Below are 18,315 nucleotides of genomic sequence, written 5' to 3'. Positions count from 1 at the left end.
GGAGCGCGAAGCGCGGGCGGGGTGGGGGGGACGAAGGGGAGCGCTCCGTGGGGGAGGGGACGAAGGCCTGATATGGTCTGTTATTTTGGAATCGATACACTAGGAACCTTCGGTCCGGGTGTCGTAGTCCTCGTTTAAGATATGCTCCTTGACCACCGTCCCCTCCGGGATGATGACCTCCGGCCAGAGCCGGGTTCCGGAATGGACGACCACACCACTCTTCAGCACTACATGCGGCCCGATGACCGTGTCGTGCTCGATGTTGCACCCGCTGCCAATGAACGTGTCGTTGTCGATGATGCTCCCGCTGATGGTGCTGTCCCTGCCGATCACCACCCGGTTGTAGATGGACGACGAGAAGATCTTGGCGCTGTTCTTGATGATGCACCCTTCGCCTATGCTGGTATACGGCCCGACAACCACGTTCTCCTCAATGATCGTCCCGGCACCGATGGAGACCGGCCCGATCACCCGGGAGTTCGCCGCAACCGAGACGCAACTTCCTATCTGGGCGGGGCCCATGATGCGGGCGCCCTTGATATAGAGGTCGCCGGATATGTTGGTGAACCCGATATCCTGCAGTTTCCACCGTTCCGCCTCGCGGAGCGACCGGGGGCTCCCGACGTCGGACCAGTTGCCGCGGGCAAGCCAGGCTTTCAGGACGTGGCCCTCCCCCATGAGTTTGGGGAAGAGGTTCCGGGCGAAATCGAACTTCTCACCGGCCGGGATATGGTCGAATATCTCAGGGTCGCAGACGTACATACCAGTGCTTGCGAGGTTTGAGAAGATCTCTCCCGGGCTTGGCTTCTCCTTGAACCGCTTGATCTGGTAGTTCGCGTCGATCTCGGCGATACCGTACTCGGTGGGGTCGTCGATGCTGATCAGCCCGATGGTGGTGATCGAGTCGTTGGTGAGGTGCTCGCGGTAGAACTCGAGCAGATTCAGGTCCACCACGTGGTCGCCGCCGACGACGAGGAACGGCTGCTCCTCGAGGTATTTCTGGGCGTTCTTGACGCTCCCCGCCGTCCCGAGTTTTGTCTGTTCGTGGACATAGGTGACGTTGACCCCGAAGAGCGACCCGTCCCCGAGCGCCTCCTCGATCGCGTCGCTCATGTAGCCGAGCGTTATGACCACGTCGTTGAACCCGAGGTTGGAGAGGTGTGAGACCAGGTGCTGGATCGAGGGTTTGTTGACGATCGGAATACAGGGCTTGGGGCGCCCGAATGTGAGGGGGCGGAGCCGTGTGCCCTCCCCTCCGCACATTATGCACACCTTCATGACACTCCGTTGTATGCGTATCGATTTAACCCTTGGGATGGCCCGGGGCCCGGGTTCCCGAACCTTTATCCTGCGTTGCAGAGAGAGTCTTCAGGGATGACAGCGTTCGAATGTACGCTCTGCGGGAAGTGCTGCATGCACGCGGGCGGCGAACTCATCGAGGTCGAGAAGAGGCTCACGAGCCGGGACTATCTCTGCAGGCAGAAGATCGTCGGCGGCACGTTCCGCGCCCGGGTCGAGGAGCGGTTCATCGATACCTTCGGGGATTCATCCGAGAACGATCGCCACCCGTCCTGGTGCCCGTTCCTGCGGGGCCTCCCGGGGGAGAAAGGAAAGTATGTCTGCACCGTCCATGACAGCCGCCCGCTGGTCTGCCGGTCCTACCTATGCTGTGCCATGCGGATATTTACCGGAGACGGACAGGAGGTCGGGAAGGTGAAAGGGAGGAGGAGTCTCGTCACCGAGGATGCCGCCCTGCGCCGATGCTGGGATGAATCGGTTGCACCGCTCAAAACCGAGAACGACGCCGCCTGGCAGAGCGAGGTCGCCGCGGTCCTCGGCCGTGCAGGCTACCGGGTCGATGCCTATGAATGACCCCGGCCCCCGGCACCTTGCGGTCGTCCGGGGCCGGGTACAGTGCACGCTCGATGAGACAATCCCCGTCGACCGGTGCAGGCTCTGTGTCCACTCTGCCCGTGTCGTAGTCGGCGGAAGAGAACTGCCGTCACCGGCACGGGCCTACTGCAGCCGGTGCCGGGATACGCCCAACATCGATATGGCGAAGGTCGAGGAGGTCATCTGTGACGACACCCGGGGGGAGGGGTTTCGGAGCATCACGAGTATCATCAGTTAGCGGTTACTTCCGCCAGAACTCCCAGGGATGTTTTGTCTGGAACGGAACACCCTTCGCCTCGTTATTCCAGTCGGTCTCTATCGTATGGTGGACCAGCCGGACCTCGTTGCGGAGTTCGGTAAGGACCGCTTTGACGTCTTCGAGCTCGCGCAGGAGCCGGTTCAACTCTTCAAACGAGCGCTGCTGCCGTACCGTTACCGTCCCGCCGTCCTTGCGGCAGGCAAGACCGGCCTCGATCAACTCTAAGATAGCCTCGTTCCGGTCGAACGCGTGATCCCTGGCAAACTGATCGATCTGCTCCATCAGGTCAGGATCGAGCGCAAACGAACATCTCATCACCATAGATCATCAACATCTCCAGGAGATCATGTTCTGGTCTCTCTGCTGATTATAGTGCCTGACGCAATCGTTTTTGCGGAGACACAGGCATCTCATGAATTGTGCCTTCGACCATATAGTGTCTGCCGGTCGTTAACGCTCCCCGCCGGCTCACAGCCCGACATGGACTCCTTCCGGCGGCCGACAGCATCCTCTCCATGCAACCATCTACTATCCGGCAAAAAAAGAGACCCGGGTTCTCGGGAAAATAGCCCGGGGGTCAACTAATATTTTCCATATTGTATCCTTTCTTGGCGAGCAGGTCTTTCACTCGCTCGCGATGATTGCCCTGCAGCTCGATCGAGGAGTCCTTGACCGTGCCGCCACAGGCAAGCTTCCCTTTCAGGAACTTTGAGAGGTCTTCGAGATCGATGTCGTACGGGTCGAGACCCTCGATGACCGTGACTTCTTTCCCATAGCGTCGCCTATTTATCTTTACGCTGATTCTCTGCTGTTCCTTTGCAACTTCTTCACAGATACATAATTCCTTTGGCAGTCCGCAAGTCGGACATATCCCACCGTTCATTGCATGTACCTTTCAGCTCTCGTTATATATTATTTGGCATGGTCATCCATTGATAACACAGACGTCGCATCCTCGCGAGAGTACCTGGTCCGGCCGGCTCCGGTAGCGGTAGACCGTGATGCCCTTGCACCCGAGGTCGTGGGCGAGAGAGAAGACATGGGCGATATCATCGACGGTTGCGGTTTTGGGGAGGTTTACCGTCTTTGAGACGGCGTTGTCCACATGCTTCTGGAACGCGGCCTGCATCCGCACATGGTGCTCCGGTGCGATCTCGATAGCCGTCCTGAAGAGGTCCCGGGTATGGGCCTCGAGGGGGAGACCTTCAACCGTCCCGTGGCGCCGTACGTGCTCCGCCACGTCCCTCCCGCCGGCGGTCTCCGGCAGGAACTCACCGACGAGGTCGCTCACGATGCTGACCGGCTGCCCGTCGATCGTTCGGCTGTAGGCAAAGGAGAAGACCGGTTCGATACCGCTTGTCGTAGAGGCGATGAGATGGAGCGATCCCGTGGGAGCGATGGTGGTGACGGTGGCGTTACGCATATCCCCTGAGTAGACGGATCCTCCAATCGCCGGAAACGATCCCTTCTCCACCCCGAGTTCCCCTGAACGCTCCCGGGCCACAGCCTCGATGCTCCCCATCAGTCTCCCGGCAAACCGGAGGGCCTCCTCCGATTCATATGGTATCCCGAGGCGTATAAGCGCCTCCGCAAAACCCATGACCCCGAGACCGATCTTCCGGGTGGCGAGTGTCTGATCCCGGATCTCGGGGAGGGGGAACCGGTTGACGTCGATGACCGCGTCGAGGAAGTCGACGCCGCACCGGACAACAGAATCGAGCAGATCCTCGTCGAGGTCGTGCTTCCGTATGCACCGGGCGAGGTTGACGCTTCCTAAGTTGCAGCTCTCGTAGGGGTAGAGCGGCTGCTCGCCGCAGGGGTTGGTCGCCTCGATGAGCCCGAGGCCCGGCGTGGTGTTTTGCCGGTTGATCTCGTCGAGGAAGAGCATCCCCGGCTCGCCGGACGCCCGGGCGGACGTGGCGATCAGCCGCCAGAGTGACCGGGGGTCAATGCTCTTCCAGACGCTGCCGTCGCGGGGGTTGATGAGGTCGTATTCCTCTCCCGTCGCGAGACACCGGAGGAACCGGGCGTCGATGCCGACAGAGATGTTGAAGTTCGGAAGTCCCCCTGCCTGCTTGCAGGTGACGAACTCCTCGATGTCGGGGTGGGAGACCGCGAGCACCCCCATGTTTGCCCCCCGCCGCCGGCCGCCCTGCCTGACCGCCCCGGTTGCCGCATCAAAGACCCGCATGAACGAGACCGGCCCGCTTGCGACGCCCGCGGCCCCGTCGACGATATCTCCGCGCGGCCGGAGGCGGCCAAACGAGAACCCGGTTCCTCCCCCTGACCGGTGGATGAGCGCCATATGGGTGAGGCTTGCAAAGATCCCTTCAAGGGTATCCTCGACGGGGAGGACAAAGCAGGCCGAGAGCTGCCCGGTGGGGGTGCCTGCGTTCATAAGGGTCGGGGAGTTCGGGAGGAAGAGGAGGCCGGAGAGGAGCGAGAAGAATTCTCGGGACTTTGTCTGGCCGCCCACGGCGTCGGCGACCCGGGAGAAGAGGTCGTGCGGCGTCTCGCCGGCGAGGAGATAGCGGTGTTCCAGGAGGAGGCGGGCTGCAGGGGAGAACTCCATACAGCACTCCATGGAACCCCGCCCTTAATAACCCGTCGTGCCCAATTCTCCTGCCAGCAATGTCTCTTATCGTGCTCGGAACCGCATCCCACGTAGGGAAGAGCGTGACGGTAGCGGCGCTCTGCCGTGCGCTCTACCGGCGCGGGATCTCGGTTGCACCGTTCAAGTCCCAGAACATGAGCCTCAACTCCTACGTCACGGCCGACGGGAGTGAGATCGGGATTGCCCAGGCCGTGCAGGCCTTCGCTGCCGGGATCGAGCCTCGCGCCGATATGAACCCGGTTCTTCTCAAACCGAAGGGAGAAGCGGTCTCGCAGGTGGTGCTGCTCGGACAGCCGTATAAGGATGTGCAGATCCGCGACTACTACGCCGAGACGGATATGCTTCTCGAGGAGGCTGTAGAGGCGTTTGAGCGGTTGCGGAGACGCTTTGGGCACGTGGTGGTGGAGGGGGCCGGAGGGGCGGCAGAGGTGAACCTCTACGACCGCGATATAGCAAACATACGGCTCGCCCGGCGCCTCGCACTTCCGATCGTCCTTGTCGCCGACATCGAACGCGGGGGAGTCTTCGCCCAGGTCTATGGGACGCTCGCCCTCCTCCCGGAGGATATCCGGCCCCTCGTCGTCGGGGTCATCATCAACAAATTCCGGGGCGATGCCGGCCTCTTTGCATCAGGCGTTACAAAACTCGAGGAGCTCACGGGTGTCCGGGTGCTCGGGGTGGTGCCGTATACGGAGATCCGCCTGCCGAGCGAGGACTCGCTCTCGCTCGGGGACAAGGGGCAACAGGCGGCCGGGCGACCGGTCAGGATCGCCGTCGTTCGCCTTCCCCGGATCGCGAACTTCACCGACTTCGAGGTCCTTGAACAGCACGCCTCGGTGGACTACGTCCCGCCCGGGACGCCGCTTGCGGGCTACGACTGCATCATCCTCCCGGGGACAAAGAACACCGTGGAGGACCTCGCCGTGCTCAACCGTGCCGGGACGGGGGAAGAACTCCGACTCGCCCGGGAACGGGGCGTCCCGATCATCGGGATCTGCGGGGGCTACCAGATGCTTGGTCGCTGCATCATCGATACCGGGATCGAGTCGGGAACCCCCGGCGAGCATCCGGGGTTCGGGCTCCTCGATGTTACCACCGCCTTCTCGGGCTACCACAAGACGACGGTGCAGGTCCGGCGCCGGGCATCTGCGCTCGGCCCTATCCTCTCCCGGATGGGGGAGGTGGCCGGCTACGAGATCCACATGGGCGAGACTGAGCAAGGGAGCACGCCCGAGGCGTTCGCCGGTGAAGGGGCCGCAACCCCCGACGGCCTGGTCTTCGGGACTTACATGCACGGTCTCTTCCAGAATCCCGGTGCCGTAAACGCCCTCCTCGCCCACCTCTCGGAGCGGCGGGGCGTGCCGTTCGAGCCGATGGCGGCGGCCGGCGACACCGCTGCCTACGACGACCTGGCCCGACACTTCGAGGAGCATGTGGATATGGATGTTATCATGACTTATTTTCAGGATGCGACGGGCCGAAGAGCCGGAGCATGAGAAAACCGAAGGGTTTCGAGAACCCCGACCCGGCGGGTGTAGAGCGGACGAGGTGAGGGGGCACTCCGCACCTTCGGTGTTCGAGCTCCGGATAGATCATCCGCCGCACAGTGTACCCGACGGTGCTCGAACGCCGCTCCCCCAGGACCTCCGGTCTTCTCGAACTACTGTCCCAGGTGCAACGGTTCCAAATTATCGGACTCTGGTGAACCCCTGTTCTGGTTCTGGTGCTCGCCCCTCCTCCCGATGGGACTGGTGCCGGATCCGGATCTTCCCGGGTTCACCCCGGGCACGGGACCGTGGCGATAGCCTCGGGAAACGCCGTGCCCGGGCGTGCCCCGGGATTGAGATCTTCCGGAATGAACAGGTGGGCTATCATCAGTAACATCCAATCGGTACTCTCTTCCTTTGAGGGTACTGGTTATTGAGAATCGTTGCACCAGGGACAGTCGTTCTCCGGAGCGTCGTAAAAAGAAAAAACCCGTCCCGATCTCTCAGATAAAGAACCGGAACGCTATCCAGGCGATCAGCACCATGACGGCAGCGTACTTCAGCCCCGCGAGCACCCGCCCTTCGCCCATAACGCCTGCCGCAAGCCCGGAGAAGAATCCCTGGATCAGTGCGGAGTGGCAGAAGAGCCGGTTGTAGAGGAAGAGGTCCACGGTGCCTATGAACGCCTGGCTCGAGCCTGATGCCGCGACCGCCTCGCCCGCCTCCGCCATGGTAGTGAGGAAGGTGCTCGAGAGCACCCCGATGACGAAGAGGAAGACGAAGAACGACATGACGATGATGACCATGTAGATCATCATACCGTTCTTCCGCTCCGACTTCAGGTTAAAGAACTCGTAGGCATCGTGCGCCGCCGCCCGGAGCACCTCGCTCACGTCGCCGCCGGCGGAACTCGCATGGGCGATCAGGTCGACGCTCCGCTCGGCGAGCGGGGTGTTGACGACCTTTCCGAACCGGCGGATGGCCTCCACGAACGGGACGCCCCAGGACATCTCGGTATCGAGCTTGCGGATATGCGGCGTGAGCGCCCCATACTCGCCCTCCGAGACGATATGGATGGCGTGCGGGAGCGTCATGCCCGAATCGTTCATCCCGGCCACGTCCCGGAAGAAGTTCGGGAGAGACGCTTCGATGCTCGATACACGCAGCCCTTCCTTGAGATCGAGGGCCGCGAGCGGCACGATGGCGATGAGGAGCGAGAAGACAAATATATCGTCGATCATCGTCGTCGTGAAGAGGACGCCGAAGCCGTACGAGAGCACCAGACTTGCAAACCCGCCGATGAGAAGGAGGAGCGCCACCGGGACGGAGATGAAGAGAACGGTGGCGGGCTCCGCTATCATCACCTGGAGCGGGTGCTTGAGGAACCGGTAAAACCCTTCCTGATATTTCCGCCAGTTCTCGATTCTGCCGAAGATCTCGTGCTCCTGCTCCTCGAACGCGTCGGCCGCCGGAGTGCTCTCCGCCGCGCCGCGGTCCGGGGACCGGTTCAAAAAATCGTCGAATATTTCTCTGAATCCCATATCACACCTCCGGGGTCATGGAACTGATCAGTATGACGAACATCATGCTCCCAAACGGCACGATCAGGTAGATGATGATGTAGAGGAAGAACGGGTTCGAGTCGCCGGATATGAGCGTCATGATCGACTGCAGGATGATCAGGAAGAGCATGCCGGCGACCATCGCGGTGACGTACGACTCCGCAATCAGCCCGAGCGTCTCCAGGAACGACTTCTGCTGCTGGTTGTTCTCGAGCGTATACTGGTGAGCCTTGGCACGGAAGTACTCCGTGAGATTGCTCCCGCTGGATATGCTTGCAATGGCTCCCTGCATGAACTCCCGCATCCGCTCGCTCGGCGTCGCCTGCGAGACTGCCCGCAGGGCGTCAAGGAGATCCTTCCCGAAGAAATCAGTCTCCCGGGCAACGTAACGTGCCTCGACGGCACTCTCGCCATAGATTTTGCTCTGGCCGAGCAGCCGGAAGACCTCGTCGGGGGTGATCCCTGCCGAAGACATGGCGGTGACGTAGTTGATCGCGTACGGCAGGGTGGCATCGATGTTCCGGCGGCGTTCCCCGGCCCGTATGCCGGGGTAGAGGAGAAAGATCAGGTATGATATGCCTCCGAAGATCAGGAGCGAGAGGGCCGTGATGATGACGGTGCCAAGCAGGAGTTTGTAGTCGTTCAACGCGTAGAAGATCTCCGGGACCGCACCATGATAGGAGATCATCTCAGGGACCCGCAGGAGGTAGGTCAGAAGCCCGATGACCACGGCGGCGATGAGTCCCACGACGACCGAGGATACGTAGGCGGTCGCAAGGTAGGCTTCAAACGGCGTATTCATCCGGGCCCCCATCAGGTCGTTCCTGAGGCTGATGAACTCTCCCCGCTTCTCCTTTAAGTCGCGACCGATCAGGTTGAAGCAGAACCGTTCATACCCATTCATGCTGAACCACTCTCCCCGTAGAGGTCGGAGCGCACCCGCTGGATGACCGTCTCCGGGTCCCGGAAGTAGGATACCAGGATCTTGCTCACGTCACGGAAGTGGCGAATCTTCTTGATACGCATCCATTCGAGCACCTCCTGCCGCCGTTTCAGTTCTTCGCGCATCCGTTCCTCGCTCCACCCCCGGTCCTCCATGATCTGCTCGAGGATGTAGGATTTGCCCGAGTAACGAATCTCATCAGTCGCCGGATGCCACCGGAAGACCTCGTTCGTGATCAACTCGTTCGTCCGGGGGTCGATATCCAGGATCTCGATGAGCTGCTTGTTCCGCCGGATCCGCTGGCCCCCTACCCGGGCCTGCACCTGGATGGACATCAGGGAGAGCGCAGAGAGCATGTTTCTCGGCACGTCGATCGGCGGGTTCTCCAGACGGTGGACGGCGCTCGCCACCGAGTCGGCGTGCATCGTCGCATAGGTGACGTGCCCGGTGCTCATCGCCTGGAAGAGGGTCAGGGCCTCGCGGCCACGGACCTCGCCGACCAGGATATACTCCGGGCGCTGCCGGAGGGCGGCACGCAGAAGTTCATACATATCTATCTCGCCTCGCCCGTCCTGCGAGAACGAGTCCCGGGTGATGCTCGGGATCCAGTTCGGGTGGGGGAGTTTTAGTTCACGGGTATCCTCGAGGGTGACAATCTTTGCGAGCGGCGGTATAAACAACGATATGGCATTTAAGGTCGTGGTCTTCCCGGACGCCGTCCCGCCAGCAAATATGCAGGACTTGGCGTTCTCGACCGCAAGCCAGATGAAAGCGATACCGAGCGGCGAGAAGGTGTGCCACTCAATGAGGTCTGTGGGCGTGATTGGCTCCTCACGGAACTTCCGTATCGTGAACGTCGAGCCGTGAGCGGTCACCTCTGCCCCGAGCGTCATCTGGATACGCGACCCGTCGCTCATCGTGGCATCCAGCATCGGTTCGGCGATAGATATGTACTTTCCGGCCCGTTGCGCGAGTTTCGTGACGAACGAGTCAAGCTCCGCAGCGTCGTGGTAGACCAGGCTCGTCTTCATCGACTCGTAGGTCGTGTGGTAGACGAATATGGGGCTGTTCACACCGTCGCAGGATATATCCTCGATGTACTTGTCGTGCATCACCGGGTCGATCAGCCCGTCGCCGAGGAACTCCTTCTCCACGTGATAGAGGATCTTCTCCCGCCCGGGCGGCGATAGCCGGATCCCGTAATCGGCTATGATCGTGTTGGCTGAATCCCGGAGCGCCTTCCTTGCCGCCTCGCGGGTGATCTCGCGGGCGGTGATGTCGAGCGTCTCAAAGAGGCGCTCTTTGATCTCCCCAAAGAGTTCCTGCTCTCCGAGCGTGAGCATGGGCTCGAGGACATTATAGGTGTACTCGTGCGTCGTGCCGTCGTAGGTCACCCGGACGTAAGCATACGGTTCGTTCACCGGGTAGAGCTCGATCTCCTCCAGTCCCGGCGATGGCCGCATAGAGAGATCAACGAGCGGCCCATGGAGCGTGGGGTTGTACTCCTCGATCACCTCTTCGGCTTTCGGGTGGAACATTTTGAGGAACCCGAACCGGGACTGCGTGCTCTCTTCAGCCGGGACCGCTGCCTGTGCCGCGGCTGCGGCGAGTGTGGTGGAGGAGTAGGCCCTGGCAAAGAGGTCATCGAACTCCGATACGACCCGGGCGTTATCGACAAAGTCGAAATGGTGCTCACCACGGCTGATGCTCAGTTCTTCGACTGCAAATGTCGCACTCTTCGGGAGGATCAGGTCCGCCAGATTCCCGAGCTCCTCGACCGATACCACGCCGGCGTCCAGGTCTTCGTCCGGTTCGGGCTCATCGGCACCGGGCACGCCGGCCTCCCTCCACCCCTTCATCCGGTCGAGGAGACCAGGGTGATCGTTGGGTCCCGGCAGCGAAGCCGAGATCTCCGGCTCTGCCACGATATCCTCCGCCGCCACTGGCGGGGAGGGTGCGACCTCTCCGTCCATCCTGTGCTGCTCAATCCGGTCGAGGAAGGCCCTGACCGAATCCTCGCCGTCGGCTGCGCTCCGGCCCCGGGTGTTCCCGGGCCGGACCACCGAATTGATGAGCGAACGGATGCCCGTCCTCTTCGGCGCCGGCACGGGATCGGCCCCCGGTTGCTCGTCATCTCCGCCGGATCCAGTTCCGGCGAACTCCAGAGCAGCCTCTTCCTGCACCTCCCCTCCATCGGGCCGGGACGCTGGTGCGGGATCATCAGGCCCCGTCATGACGTCCCCGTTGCCGGTCCCCGGTTTCCCGGATTGCGTGAGAAGATTCCTGACCGCTGCTATTAGTTCACGTTCTTCGTCCTCATTTGCTCTCATCCTCTGTGCCCCCAATATCAACACACGTTTCTACCTGAGGATCATGGAATTCAATGATGCACCGTGTCCGCTCTCCGGTCCGGTCCGAGACTACGCACATATAGCGCCCGTTCAGCAGGCGAAAACAGACCCTTCCTCCAGAATCCGTCACATCGCTCGTGATGACAAGTTTTCCTTTCCGGATCGAGACGTGGGCTCCGATGAGGGGAGCCCGGCTGTCGCGCACGGTCAGGCAGAGCACCCCTACCCGCTGCCGGTTAGGAGTGCCGATGGTCGGGATATCGAGGCGGCCGTTCTTCTTCAGGTGACTCTTCTCAAAGACCCTGCACCGCGATACCAGTGCACCGGCGATTGACGGCATCACATGATAGAGTTCAAAAGCCTCCTCTCCGGTCAGGTGCAGGACCGCCGTGTCACCAAAGAGCGTCCCCTTCTCATCGACAAATATGGCGCCGTCCGGTTCGCCCCCAAAGAGAACCAGGAAAAACGTGTGCGTCTTTGTTTTCGAGACCCCCATTCCGGTCAGGGAATGATCGGTACTGTAGTGCAGCAACTCATCAAGAGTAAAGCACCCCTCGTACGTCGACTTACGAAGGATCTCGTCCATAAGGTCGTTTACGTCCATGCACATCTTCAGGTATGGTATTCAATGATTTTTATGCTAGAAAGGGGATTTTGCCCCTACCACAATATACCACATCAGTATGCTATTATTAATACCTTGTGATAGCCCGATCTTGATTCCGGCGGATATCCGGATGAAAGTGCCGGATCCAGGAACCTGGATGAGGCTGTTTGCAGGCGAAAATCTCCAGAGAGCCCCACGTTGGGGGGAGAGCCGCGACCGGGAGAGCGGGGAGCCCAAAACGGTCTGAGCCGGAGGAGAGGGAATAAAGGGTTTTACCCACCCACAAAACAGACCGAAACGGCAGGGATCTCCTGCGGGGAGAGATCGCCAGAAATAAGAGATAAAAGGTGGATAGAATACTGACCCATGATTCTTCCGCCCGTGATAGCTGTCCCGCTCATGATTGCAGCGGGTGCGATTGGGATCACGCTTATGTACGCGTCAATCCAGGACGCGAAGGAGCGGCGGGTGCCCCACAGAACCTGGCGTCCTGCACTCGCGCTCGCGGTCCCGGCGGCCGTCTGGGTATACGGACTGACCCTTCTGGCAGACTGGCGAACAGCGGCGGGCTACCTCATCCTCGTCGCGATATTCTGTGGATTTTTCTACTTTTTCCAGGCTGCAAACCTCTTCGGAGGTGCGGATGCGTATGCCCTCATCATCATCACCGCATGCATACCGTTCTTCCCGATAGAACCTTATTTTGGCACCCCGCCCCTCGGGTTCTTCCCGTTCACTGTGCTAACGAACGCCGTGCTCATCAACATCGCTGCACCGGTAGCAATACTCGCGAGAAACCTGCTCCAGGGGAACCGGGCCCCGCTACCCTGCCTCTTCCTCGGGTTCCCAGTCGACGGGAAGACGATCCAGAACGAGTTCGGCTTTGTCATGGAAGATATCGAGGAAGAGGACGGCAGGCTGGTCAGGCGGTTCGTCGGCTTTACCGAATCGCTTGGGCGCATAGTGCGGGGGGAGCGGCGACTCTACACAAAAGATCTCAGGCTGCACCCCGAAGACTACCAGAGAGAGCTTGCCCTCTACCGGAAGGCCGGCAGGGTCTGGATATCCTACGGCATTCCATTCATTATACCGATCACGGCGGGATTCCTGACGGCACTGTTCATGGGAGATATCCTCTTTGTAATCATGAAGACAATCGCGGGAATGTGAACCAATATGGAGATACAATTTAAAGACGGATTGGTTCCTGTCATCGTGCAGGAGAAGCGGACCCGGGAGGTCCTGATGCTCGCCTACGCGAACGCCGAGGCACTGGAACTCACCCGGACAACCGGGTATGCGCACTACTACAGCAGGAGCAGGCAGAAACTCTGGAAGAAAGGGGAGGAGAGCGGGCATGTCCAGCGTGTCTGCCGGGTGCTCGTCGATTGTGACGCAGATGCAGTCCTCTACGAGGTTGAGCAGACAGGTGCCGCTTGCCATACCGGCCACGCCTCGTGTTTCTACCGAACGGCCGACGGGGTGGAGATCGCTGGATTGGTCTTCGATCCGGAGAAGGTATACGCTAATAAGGGTGAATGACCTCATTACTATGGTGATTTTTTATGAAAATTGTACCCGATACCAGCGTCGTGATAGACGGGCGCATAACATCGCTGATAAAAACAGGCGAATATAAGGGCGCAACAATAATCATACCGGAAGCCGTCGTCGCCGAACTGGAGGCACAGGCGAATCAGGGACGGGAGATAGGGTTTTCCGGTCTGACCGAACTCCAGGAACTCTTCAGGATGTCGGAGGATAATATCATCGAACTCCAGTTCTCCGGAGACCGCCCGAGCCTCGACCAGGTGAAACTCTCCAGCGGAGGCGAGATCGATGCCCTGATCAGGAACGTCGCGATCGTTCATGGTGCCCGGTTCATCACGAGCGATCTCGTGCAGGCTGAGGTGGCAAAGGCGAAAGGGCTCGACGTCACCTACTTAAGGCCGCAGATAGGGAATTTCTCGCCGCTCTCGATCGACCAGTACTTCGATGAGGAGACGATCGCAATCACCCTCAAAGAGCGGGCCCCTCCGATGGCAAAGATCGGGAAACTCCGGGACATCCGCCTGGTCACCCTCCGCGATGCGCCGATGACCGAGTACGAACTCCGGTCCATGGCCCAGGAACTCCTCGAACGAGCAAAGCGCGACCCGGATGGGTTCATCGAGCTCGAAAAGCGGGGGATCACGGTCGTTCAGATCGGGTCGCTCCGGATATCGATCGCCCGGCGACCGTTCTCGGACGGGATGGAGATCACGGCGGTGCGGCCGCTCGTGGACCTCTCGCTCGATGATTACGACATGGCGCCGGAGATCAAGAAGCGGATCCTCGGGAACCGACGCGGCGTCCTGATCGCAGGACCCCCCGGAGCAGGGAAGACCACTCTGGCGCAGAGCCTTGCGACGTTCCTTGCCGACCACGACTTCATCGTCAAGACGATGGAGGCGCCGCGGGATCTCCAGGTGCCCGACCACATCACCCAGTACACAGCGCTTGAGGGCAGCATGGCGAACACCGCCGAGGCTCTCCTGCTCGTCCGGCCCGACTACGTCGTCTTCGATGAGATCCGGAAGAACGAGGACTTCAGCGTCTACGCCGATATGCGCCTCGCCGGTATGGGCATGGTCGGGGTGGTGCATGCCATGGAGGTGCACGACTGCCTCCGGCGTTTCTGCGACCGTGTGGATTACAGCGTCCTGCCGCAGATCATCAACACCATCATATTTGTCGTCCAGGGCGCGATCACGAAGATCTACGACCTTGAACTGACGGTTAAGGCACCGGAGGGCATGCCCGGCGATGCACACGTCCGCCCGGTGATCGTCGTCCGCGAACACTCCCGGCGGGAGCCCGAGATCGAGATCTTCCGCTACGAGGGAGAGACCCTGGTGATGCCGCTCCTCCGGAGCGCCGAGGAGCCACCAGTCGCCGTCCCGGCGGCGCCGGTCATAACCGAAACGGAACCGGAGGAGAATGTCTCCTGGAAGGTTGCCGAGAGGGAGATCCAGCGGGAGATCGGACGGTACACGACCGGGCCGGTCGAGGTCCGCATCATCAGCGACAACAAAGCCGTCGTCTACATCGAGGACAAGGACGTCCCGGCGGCGATCGGGAAGGGCGGCAAGAACGTCTCGGCGATCGTGAACAAACTCGGTATCGGGATCGATATACGGCCAAGAAGCGAGTTCGAGGCGCAAAGACCCGTCGAGGAGGAGATGCAACTTGCCGGGGGTATCCGGATCCGCCTTGATCGAAAGCAGCTGACCATCATCTCCCTGGAGAACAAAGGCAGGATCGTCGACGTCTTCGCCGGGAAAGAGTATCTCTTCACGGCTACGGTGAACGAAGAGGGCGATATTCTCCTCGCGAAGAACAGCACGATCGCCCAGGAGATGATCAAGCGCTACAACGAGGGCGAGACGATCCGGCTGCGGCCGGTATGATGCGGGGTGGAAGAGATGACGGCACCAGTATCTGGAGGCATAGAGTGAGCGGACTAGATATGCGAAGTAACGAACGGGAGTGCATCACCCGGTGGGAGCACGCGTTCGAGGCTGATCCGGCAGAGAAGGAGAAGTACTACCTGACCGTGGCATACCCGTATCCGAGCGGGGCGATGCATGTCGGGCACGGGCGGACCTACATCGTCCCGGACGTCCTCGCCCGGTACCAGCGGATGAAGGGGAAACAGGTCCTCTTCCCGATGGCGTTCCACGTCACCGGCACCCCGGTCATCGGTATATCGAAGAGGATCGCAAACGGCGACAAACAGACGATAGGGCTCTATCGCGACCTCTACCGGGTGCCGCAGGACATCCTTGACCGGTTCATCAACCCGATGGAGATCGTCCGCTACTTCTCGGAGGAGTATCGGCGGGTGATGCAGAAGTGCGGACTCTCGATCGACTGGCGGCGCCGGTTCATCACCGTCGACCCCCCGTACAGCAAGTTCATTGAGTGGCAATACGCGCACCTGCACGAGGATGAACACGTCGTCAAAGGGGCTCACCCGGTCAAGTACTGTCCGCAGTGCGAGAACCCGGTCGGCGATCACGACCTCCTCGAGGGCGACAAGGCCGAGATCATCAGGTTCACCCTGGTGGTCTTCCGGTGGGGCGATGCCCTGGTCCCGTGCGCAACCCTCCGGCCCGAGACGGTCTACGGCGTGACGAACCTCTGGGTGAACCCGGCCACCACCTACGTCCGGGTAACGATCGACGGCAAGGAGTGGATCTTGAGCCCGGAGGCAGCGGCGAAGCTCGCTCTGCAGGATCACGAGGTTCTGGTGACGGAGAAGATCCCGGGAACTGCGCTCATCGACCAGACGGTCTCCCACCCTCTCTCCGGCGAGATCCCTATTCTTCCGGCAACGTTTGTGGACCCGGATATGGGGACCGGTATCGTCATGAGTGTTCCCGCCCACGCACCCTTCGATTACATAGCACTCCGCGACCTGCAGCAGCAGGGGAAGTACACGTCCATCGAGCCGGTCCCGCTCATAGCCGTCGAGGGCTACGGTGAGATCCCGGCAAAGGACGCCGTCGAACGGGCCGGTATCCGCGACCAGAACGACCCGGGGATGGAGGCGCTCACCCAGGAGGTTTACAGCGCCGAGTTCTCCCGCGGAAAGGTCTTCGAGAAGTACGGCGGAAAGCCGGTCCGTGAGGCCCGGGACGATGTGGCAGCGTTGATGATGGAGCGGTACGGCTCCATCCCGATGTATGACTTCGACAACCGCCAGGTGATATGCCGGTGCGGCGGCAGGGTCTTTGTGAAGATCCTCCACGACCAGTGGTTCCTGGAGTACAGCGACCCGTGCTGGAAGGAGCAAGTGAAGACCCAGCTCGAGGAGATGGCGCTTGTCCCGCCCGAGGTCAGGACCGAGTTCCTCCGGACGGTCGACTGGTTGAAGGACTGGGCCTGCACCCGGCGGGTGGGGCTCGGCACGAAGCTCCCCTGGGACCCGACCTGGATCATCGAACCGCTCTCGGACTCGACGATCTACATGGCCTACTACACGATCGCCCACCACTTAAAGGCCATCCCCCCGGAGAAACTCACCCCTGCGGTCTTCGACTACATCTTCTTCGGGGAGGGGTCGCCCTCCAACATCGATAAGGAGACCCTCGACCGGCTCAGGAACGAGTTCCTCTACTGGTATCCGTACGACTACCGGTTCTCGGCAAAGGACCTCATATCAAACCATCTCACGTTCCAGCTCTTCCACCACCGGGCCGTCTTCCCGCCGGAACTGCAGCCGAAGGGTATGGTGGTCTTCGGCATGGGCCTCCTGAACGGGGCGAAGATGTCCTCGAGCAAGGGGAACGTCTTCCTCCTCGAAGATGCCGTCGAGGAGTTCGGGGCCGATACCGTCAGGATGTTCCTTGTCGGGAGCGCGGAGCCCTGGCAGGACTTCGACTGGAGGAACGAACTCGTCTCGTCGACCAGAAAACAGATCGAGCGGTTCTGGAACACGGTCGAGGAGGCAAAGCGGGCAGAAGGAACCTCCCCTATCGATGCCTGGCTCACGAGCAGGCTCCAGCACCGCATCGCGAGTACCACCGCGGCGTTCGATTCGTTCCAGACCCGGCAGGCGCTGCAGGAAGCGTTCTTCGGTGTGGAGGCGGACCTGAAATGGTATCGCCGCCGCCTTCCCGAAGGAACAAGCGGTGGAGCCGTAATGCGGGACCTCTGTCGCACCTGGGTGCGGCTGCTGGCCCCCTTCATCCCCTTCACCTGCGAGGCGCTCTGGAGCGACCTCGGCGAGTGCAGCACGATCTCCTTTGCCCCCTGGCCTGAGATGGACGAGGCCCGGGTCAACCCGGAGGTCGAACTCGCCGAGGAACTCCTCGCAAGGACGGTCGAGGATATCGAGTCGATCGTAAAACTCATACCGATGGAGCCCACGTCCATCAGCCTCTTCGTCGCCCCGGCCTGGAAGCACGAGGCGTTCCGGATCATCGCTGCCTCGGCCGACAGGACGAGGGTAGTGCGGGAGATCATGCAGAACGAGGGTATGCGAAAGCGCGGCCGTGAGGCGACTGATGCGGCGAAGCAGATCACGAAGCTCGTCCTGAAACTGCCGCCCGATCTCGTGAAGCAACTGCAGGAGTCGTCTCTCGACGAGCAGGCCGTTCTCGAGGGTGCACGGCAGTTCCTGGAGCGCGAGTTCGGCGTGCCGGTGATGATCCGGCAAGCCGAGGAGAGCGCGCACCCGAAGGCCTCGGGGGCCCTGCCCTTCAAGCCGGCGATCGTGATCGAGTAAGATACCTTTTTTTTATCGAAATGCAGTTTCCAGCCTGATAGGGCTGCGCCTCTCTAGTGTATCGATTTCAAAATAACAGACCATATCTGGCCTTCGTCCCCTCCCCCATGGAGCGCTCCCCCCATCCCGCCCGGGAGGGGGCGAGGGCAGTGCCCGGGCTGATATCCGGGGATGAGCCGCGTCTGGTTCTTCTCCGGGATCTCCCCCTGGAGTGGACCGTGGGAATATCGCCACGGGGGGCGGGGACCGGGGAGGGGGAACCCCCCCGGGCAAAATGTCACCCGACAGTTCCTCTCCGGCAACCCCCTCCCCGCCCGCGCTTCGCGCT

At 61.0% G+C, this 18,315-nt stretch carries 15 protein-coding genes; 7 read left to right on the top strand and 8 right to left on the bottom strand.

The annotated features are described in order from the left end of the window. Positions 1-99: 99 nt before the first annotated feature. Complete coding sequence (locus tag BP846_RS11560) at positions 100-1,278, bottom strand: NDP-sugar synthase (RefSeq protein WP_292395556.1); 1,179 nt, start codon at positions 1,276-1,278, stop codon at positions 100-102. A gap of 96 nt (positions 1,279-1,374) precedes the next feature. Here BP846_RS11560 and BP846_RS11555 point away from each other — a divergent pair, with 96 nt between their 5' ends. Continuing rightward, positions 1,375-1,872: a YkgJ family cysteine cluster protein gene (locus BP846_RS11555; protein ID WP_292395554.1), complete on the top strand. Its 498-nt coding sequence runs from the start codon at positions 1,375-1,377 to the stop codon at positions 1,870-1,872. Beyond that, positions 1,865-2,131: a hypothetical protein gene (locus BP846_RS11550; protein ID WP_292395552.1), complete on the top strand. Its 267-nt coding sequence runs from the start codon at positions 1,865-1,867 to the stop codon at positions 2,129-2,131. The genes BP846_RS11555 and BP846_RS11550 overlap by 8 nt, the downstream gene beginning before the upstream one ends. 3 nt (positions 2,132-2,134) lie before the next feature. On the opposite strand, the gene BP846_RS11545 is transcribed toward BP846_RS11550, so the two are convergent. The 3 genes from BP846_RS11545 to BP846_RS11535 form a co-directional block, all read right to left on the bottom strand. After that, on the bottom strand, positions 2,135-2,467 hold the full coding sequence (locus BP846_RS11545) for a type II secretion system protein E (RefSeq protein WP_292395551.1): 333 nt from the start codon (positions 2,465-2,467) through the stop codon (positions 2,135-2,137). Between the two features lie 262 nt (positions 2,468-2,729). Further along, positions 2,730-3,035 carry a stress response translation initiation inhibitor YciH gene (yciH, locus tag BP846_RS11540; protein WP_292395549.1) on the bottom strand — a complete coding sequence of 102 codons (306 nt, stop codon included), beginning with the start codon at positions 3,033-3,035 and terminating at the stop codon, positions 2,730-2,732. 42 nt (positions 3,036-3,077) lie between these two features. Further along, complete coding sequence (locus BP846_RS11535; protein ID WP_292395547.1) at positions 3,078-4,724, bottom strand: adenosylcobalamin-dependent ribonucleoside-diphosphate reductase; 1,647 nt, start codon at positions 4,722-4,724, stop codon at positions 3,078-3,080. A gap of 59 nt (positions 4,725-4,783) precedes the next feature. Here BP846_RS11535 and BP846_RS11530 point away from each other — a divergent pair, with 59 nt between their 5' ends. Further along, positions 4,784-6,262, top strand: a complete 1,479-nt coding sequence (locus BP846_RS11530; protein ID WP_292395546.1) for a cobyric acid synthase — start codon at positions 4,784-4,786, stop codon at positions 6,260-6,262. A 494-nt stretch (positions 6,263-6,756) separates the two neighbouring features. Here BP846_RS11530 and BP846_RS11525 read toward each other — a convergent pair whose 3' ends face one another. The 4 genes from BP846_RS11525 to BP846_RS11510 are packed head-to-tail and all read right to left on the bottom strand — an operon-like array spanning position 6,757 to position 11,713. After that, positions 6,757-7,794, bottom strand: coding sequence for a type II secretion system F family protein (locus tag BP846_RS11525; protein WP_292395544.1), 1,038 nt, complete (start codon positions 7,792-7,794; stop codon positions 6,757-6,759). 1 nt (position 7,795) lies between these two features. Further along, on the bottom strand, positions 7,796-8,719 hold the full coding sequence (locus BP846_RS11520) for a type II secretion system F family protein (protein WP_292395542.1): 924 nt from the start codon (positions 8,717-8,719) through the stop codon (positions 7,796-7,798). Next, positions 8,716-11,088, bottom strand: coding sequence for an ATPase, T2SS/T4P/T4SS family (locus BP846_RS11515; RefSeq protein ID WP_292395540.1), 2,373 nt, complete (start codon positions 11,086-11,088; stop codon positions 8,716-8,718). Before BP846_RS11515 ends, BP846_RS11520 begins: the two co-directional genes overlap by 4 nt. Continuing rightward, entirely contained in the window at positions 11,075-11,713 is a 639-nt protein-coding gene (locus BP846_RS11510) for a hypothetical protein (protein ID WP_292395538.1), read from the bottom strand. The genes BP846_RS11515 and BP846_RS11510 overlap by 14 nt, the downstream gene beginning before the upstream one ends. A 369-nt stretch (positions 11,714-12,082) precedes the next feature. Here BP846_RS11510 and BP846_RS11505 point away from each other — a divergent pair, with 369 nt between their 5' ends. Genes BP846_RS11505 through leuS form a run of 4 tightly spaced genes read left to right on the top strand, consistent with a single transcriptional unit; the run spans position 12,083 to position 17,987 of the window. After that, a complete protein-coding gene (locus tag BP846_RS11505) occupies positions 12,083-12,886 on the top strand; it encodes an A24 family peptidase C-terminal domain-containing protein (RefSeq protein ID WP_292395536.1) in 804 nt (267 codons plus the stop codon). A 6-nt stretch (positions 12,887-12,892) separates the two neighbouring features. Beyond that, positions 12,893-13,258, top strand: coding sequence for a phosphoribosyl-AMP cyclohydrolase (hisI, locus tag BP846_RS11500; protein WP_292395534.1), 366 nt, complete (start codon positions 12,893-12,895; stop codon positions 13,256-13,258). Positions 13,259-13,281: 23 nt separating this feature from the next. Further along, entirely contained in the window at positions 13,282-15,165 is a 1,884-nt protein-coding gene (locus tag BP846_RS11495; RefSeq protein ID WP_292395531.1) for a PINc/VapC family ATPase, read from the top strand. 59 nt (positions 15,166-15,224) lie between these two features. Then, on the top strand, positions 15,225-17,987 hold the full coding sequence (gene leuS, locus BP846_RS11490) for a leucine--tRNA ligase (RefSeq protein WP_292395529.1): 2,763 nt from the start codon (positions 15,225-15,227) through the stop codon (positions 17,985-17,987). Positions 17,988-18,315 lie beyond the last annotated feature (328 nt).

It is taken from the genome of Methanoculleus sp. UBA303 (assembly GCA_002501655.1).
GTDB lineage: Archaea > Halobacteriota > Methanomicrobia > Methanomicrobiales > Methanoculleaceae > Methanoculleus.
This window is presented reverse-complemented; position numbering and strand designations above follow the sequence as displayed.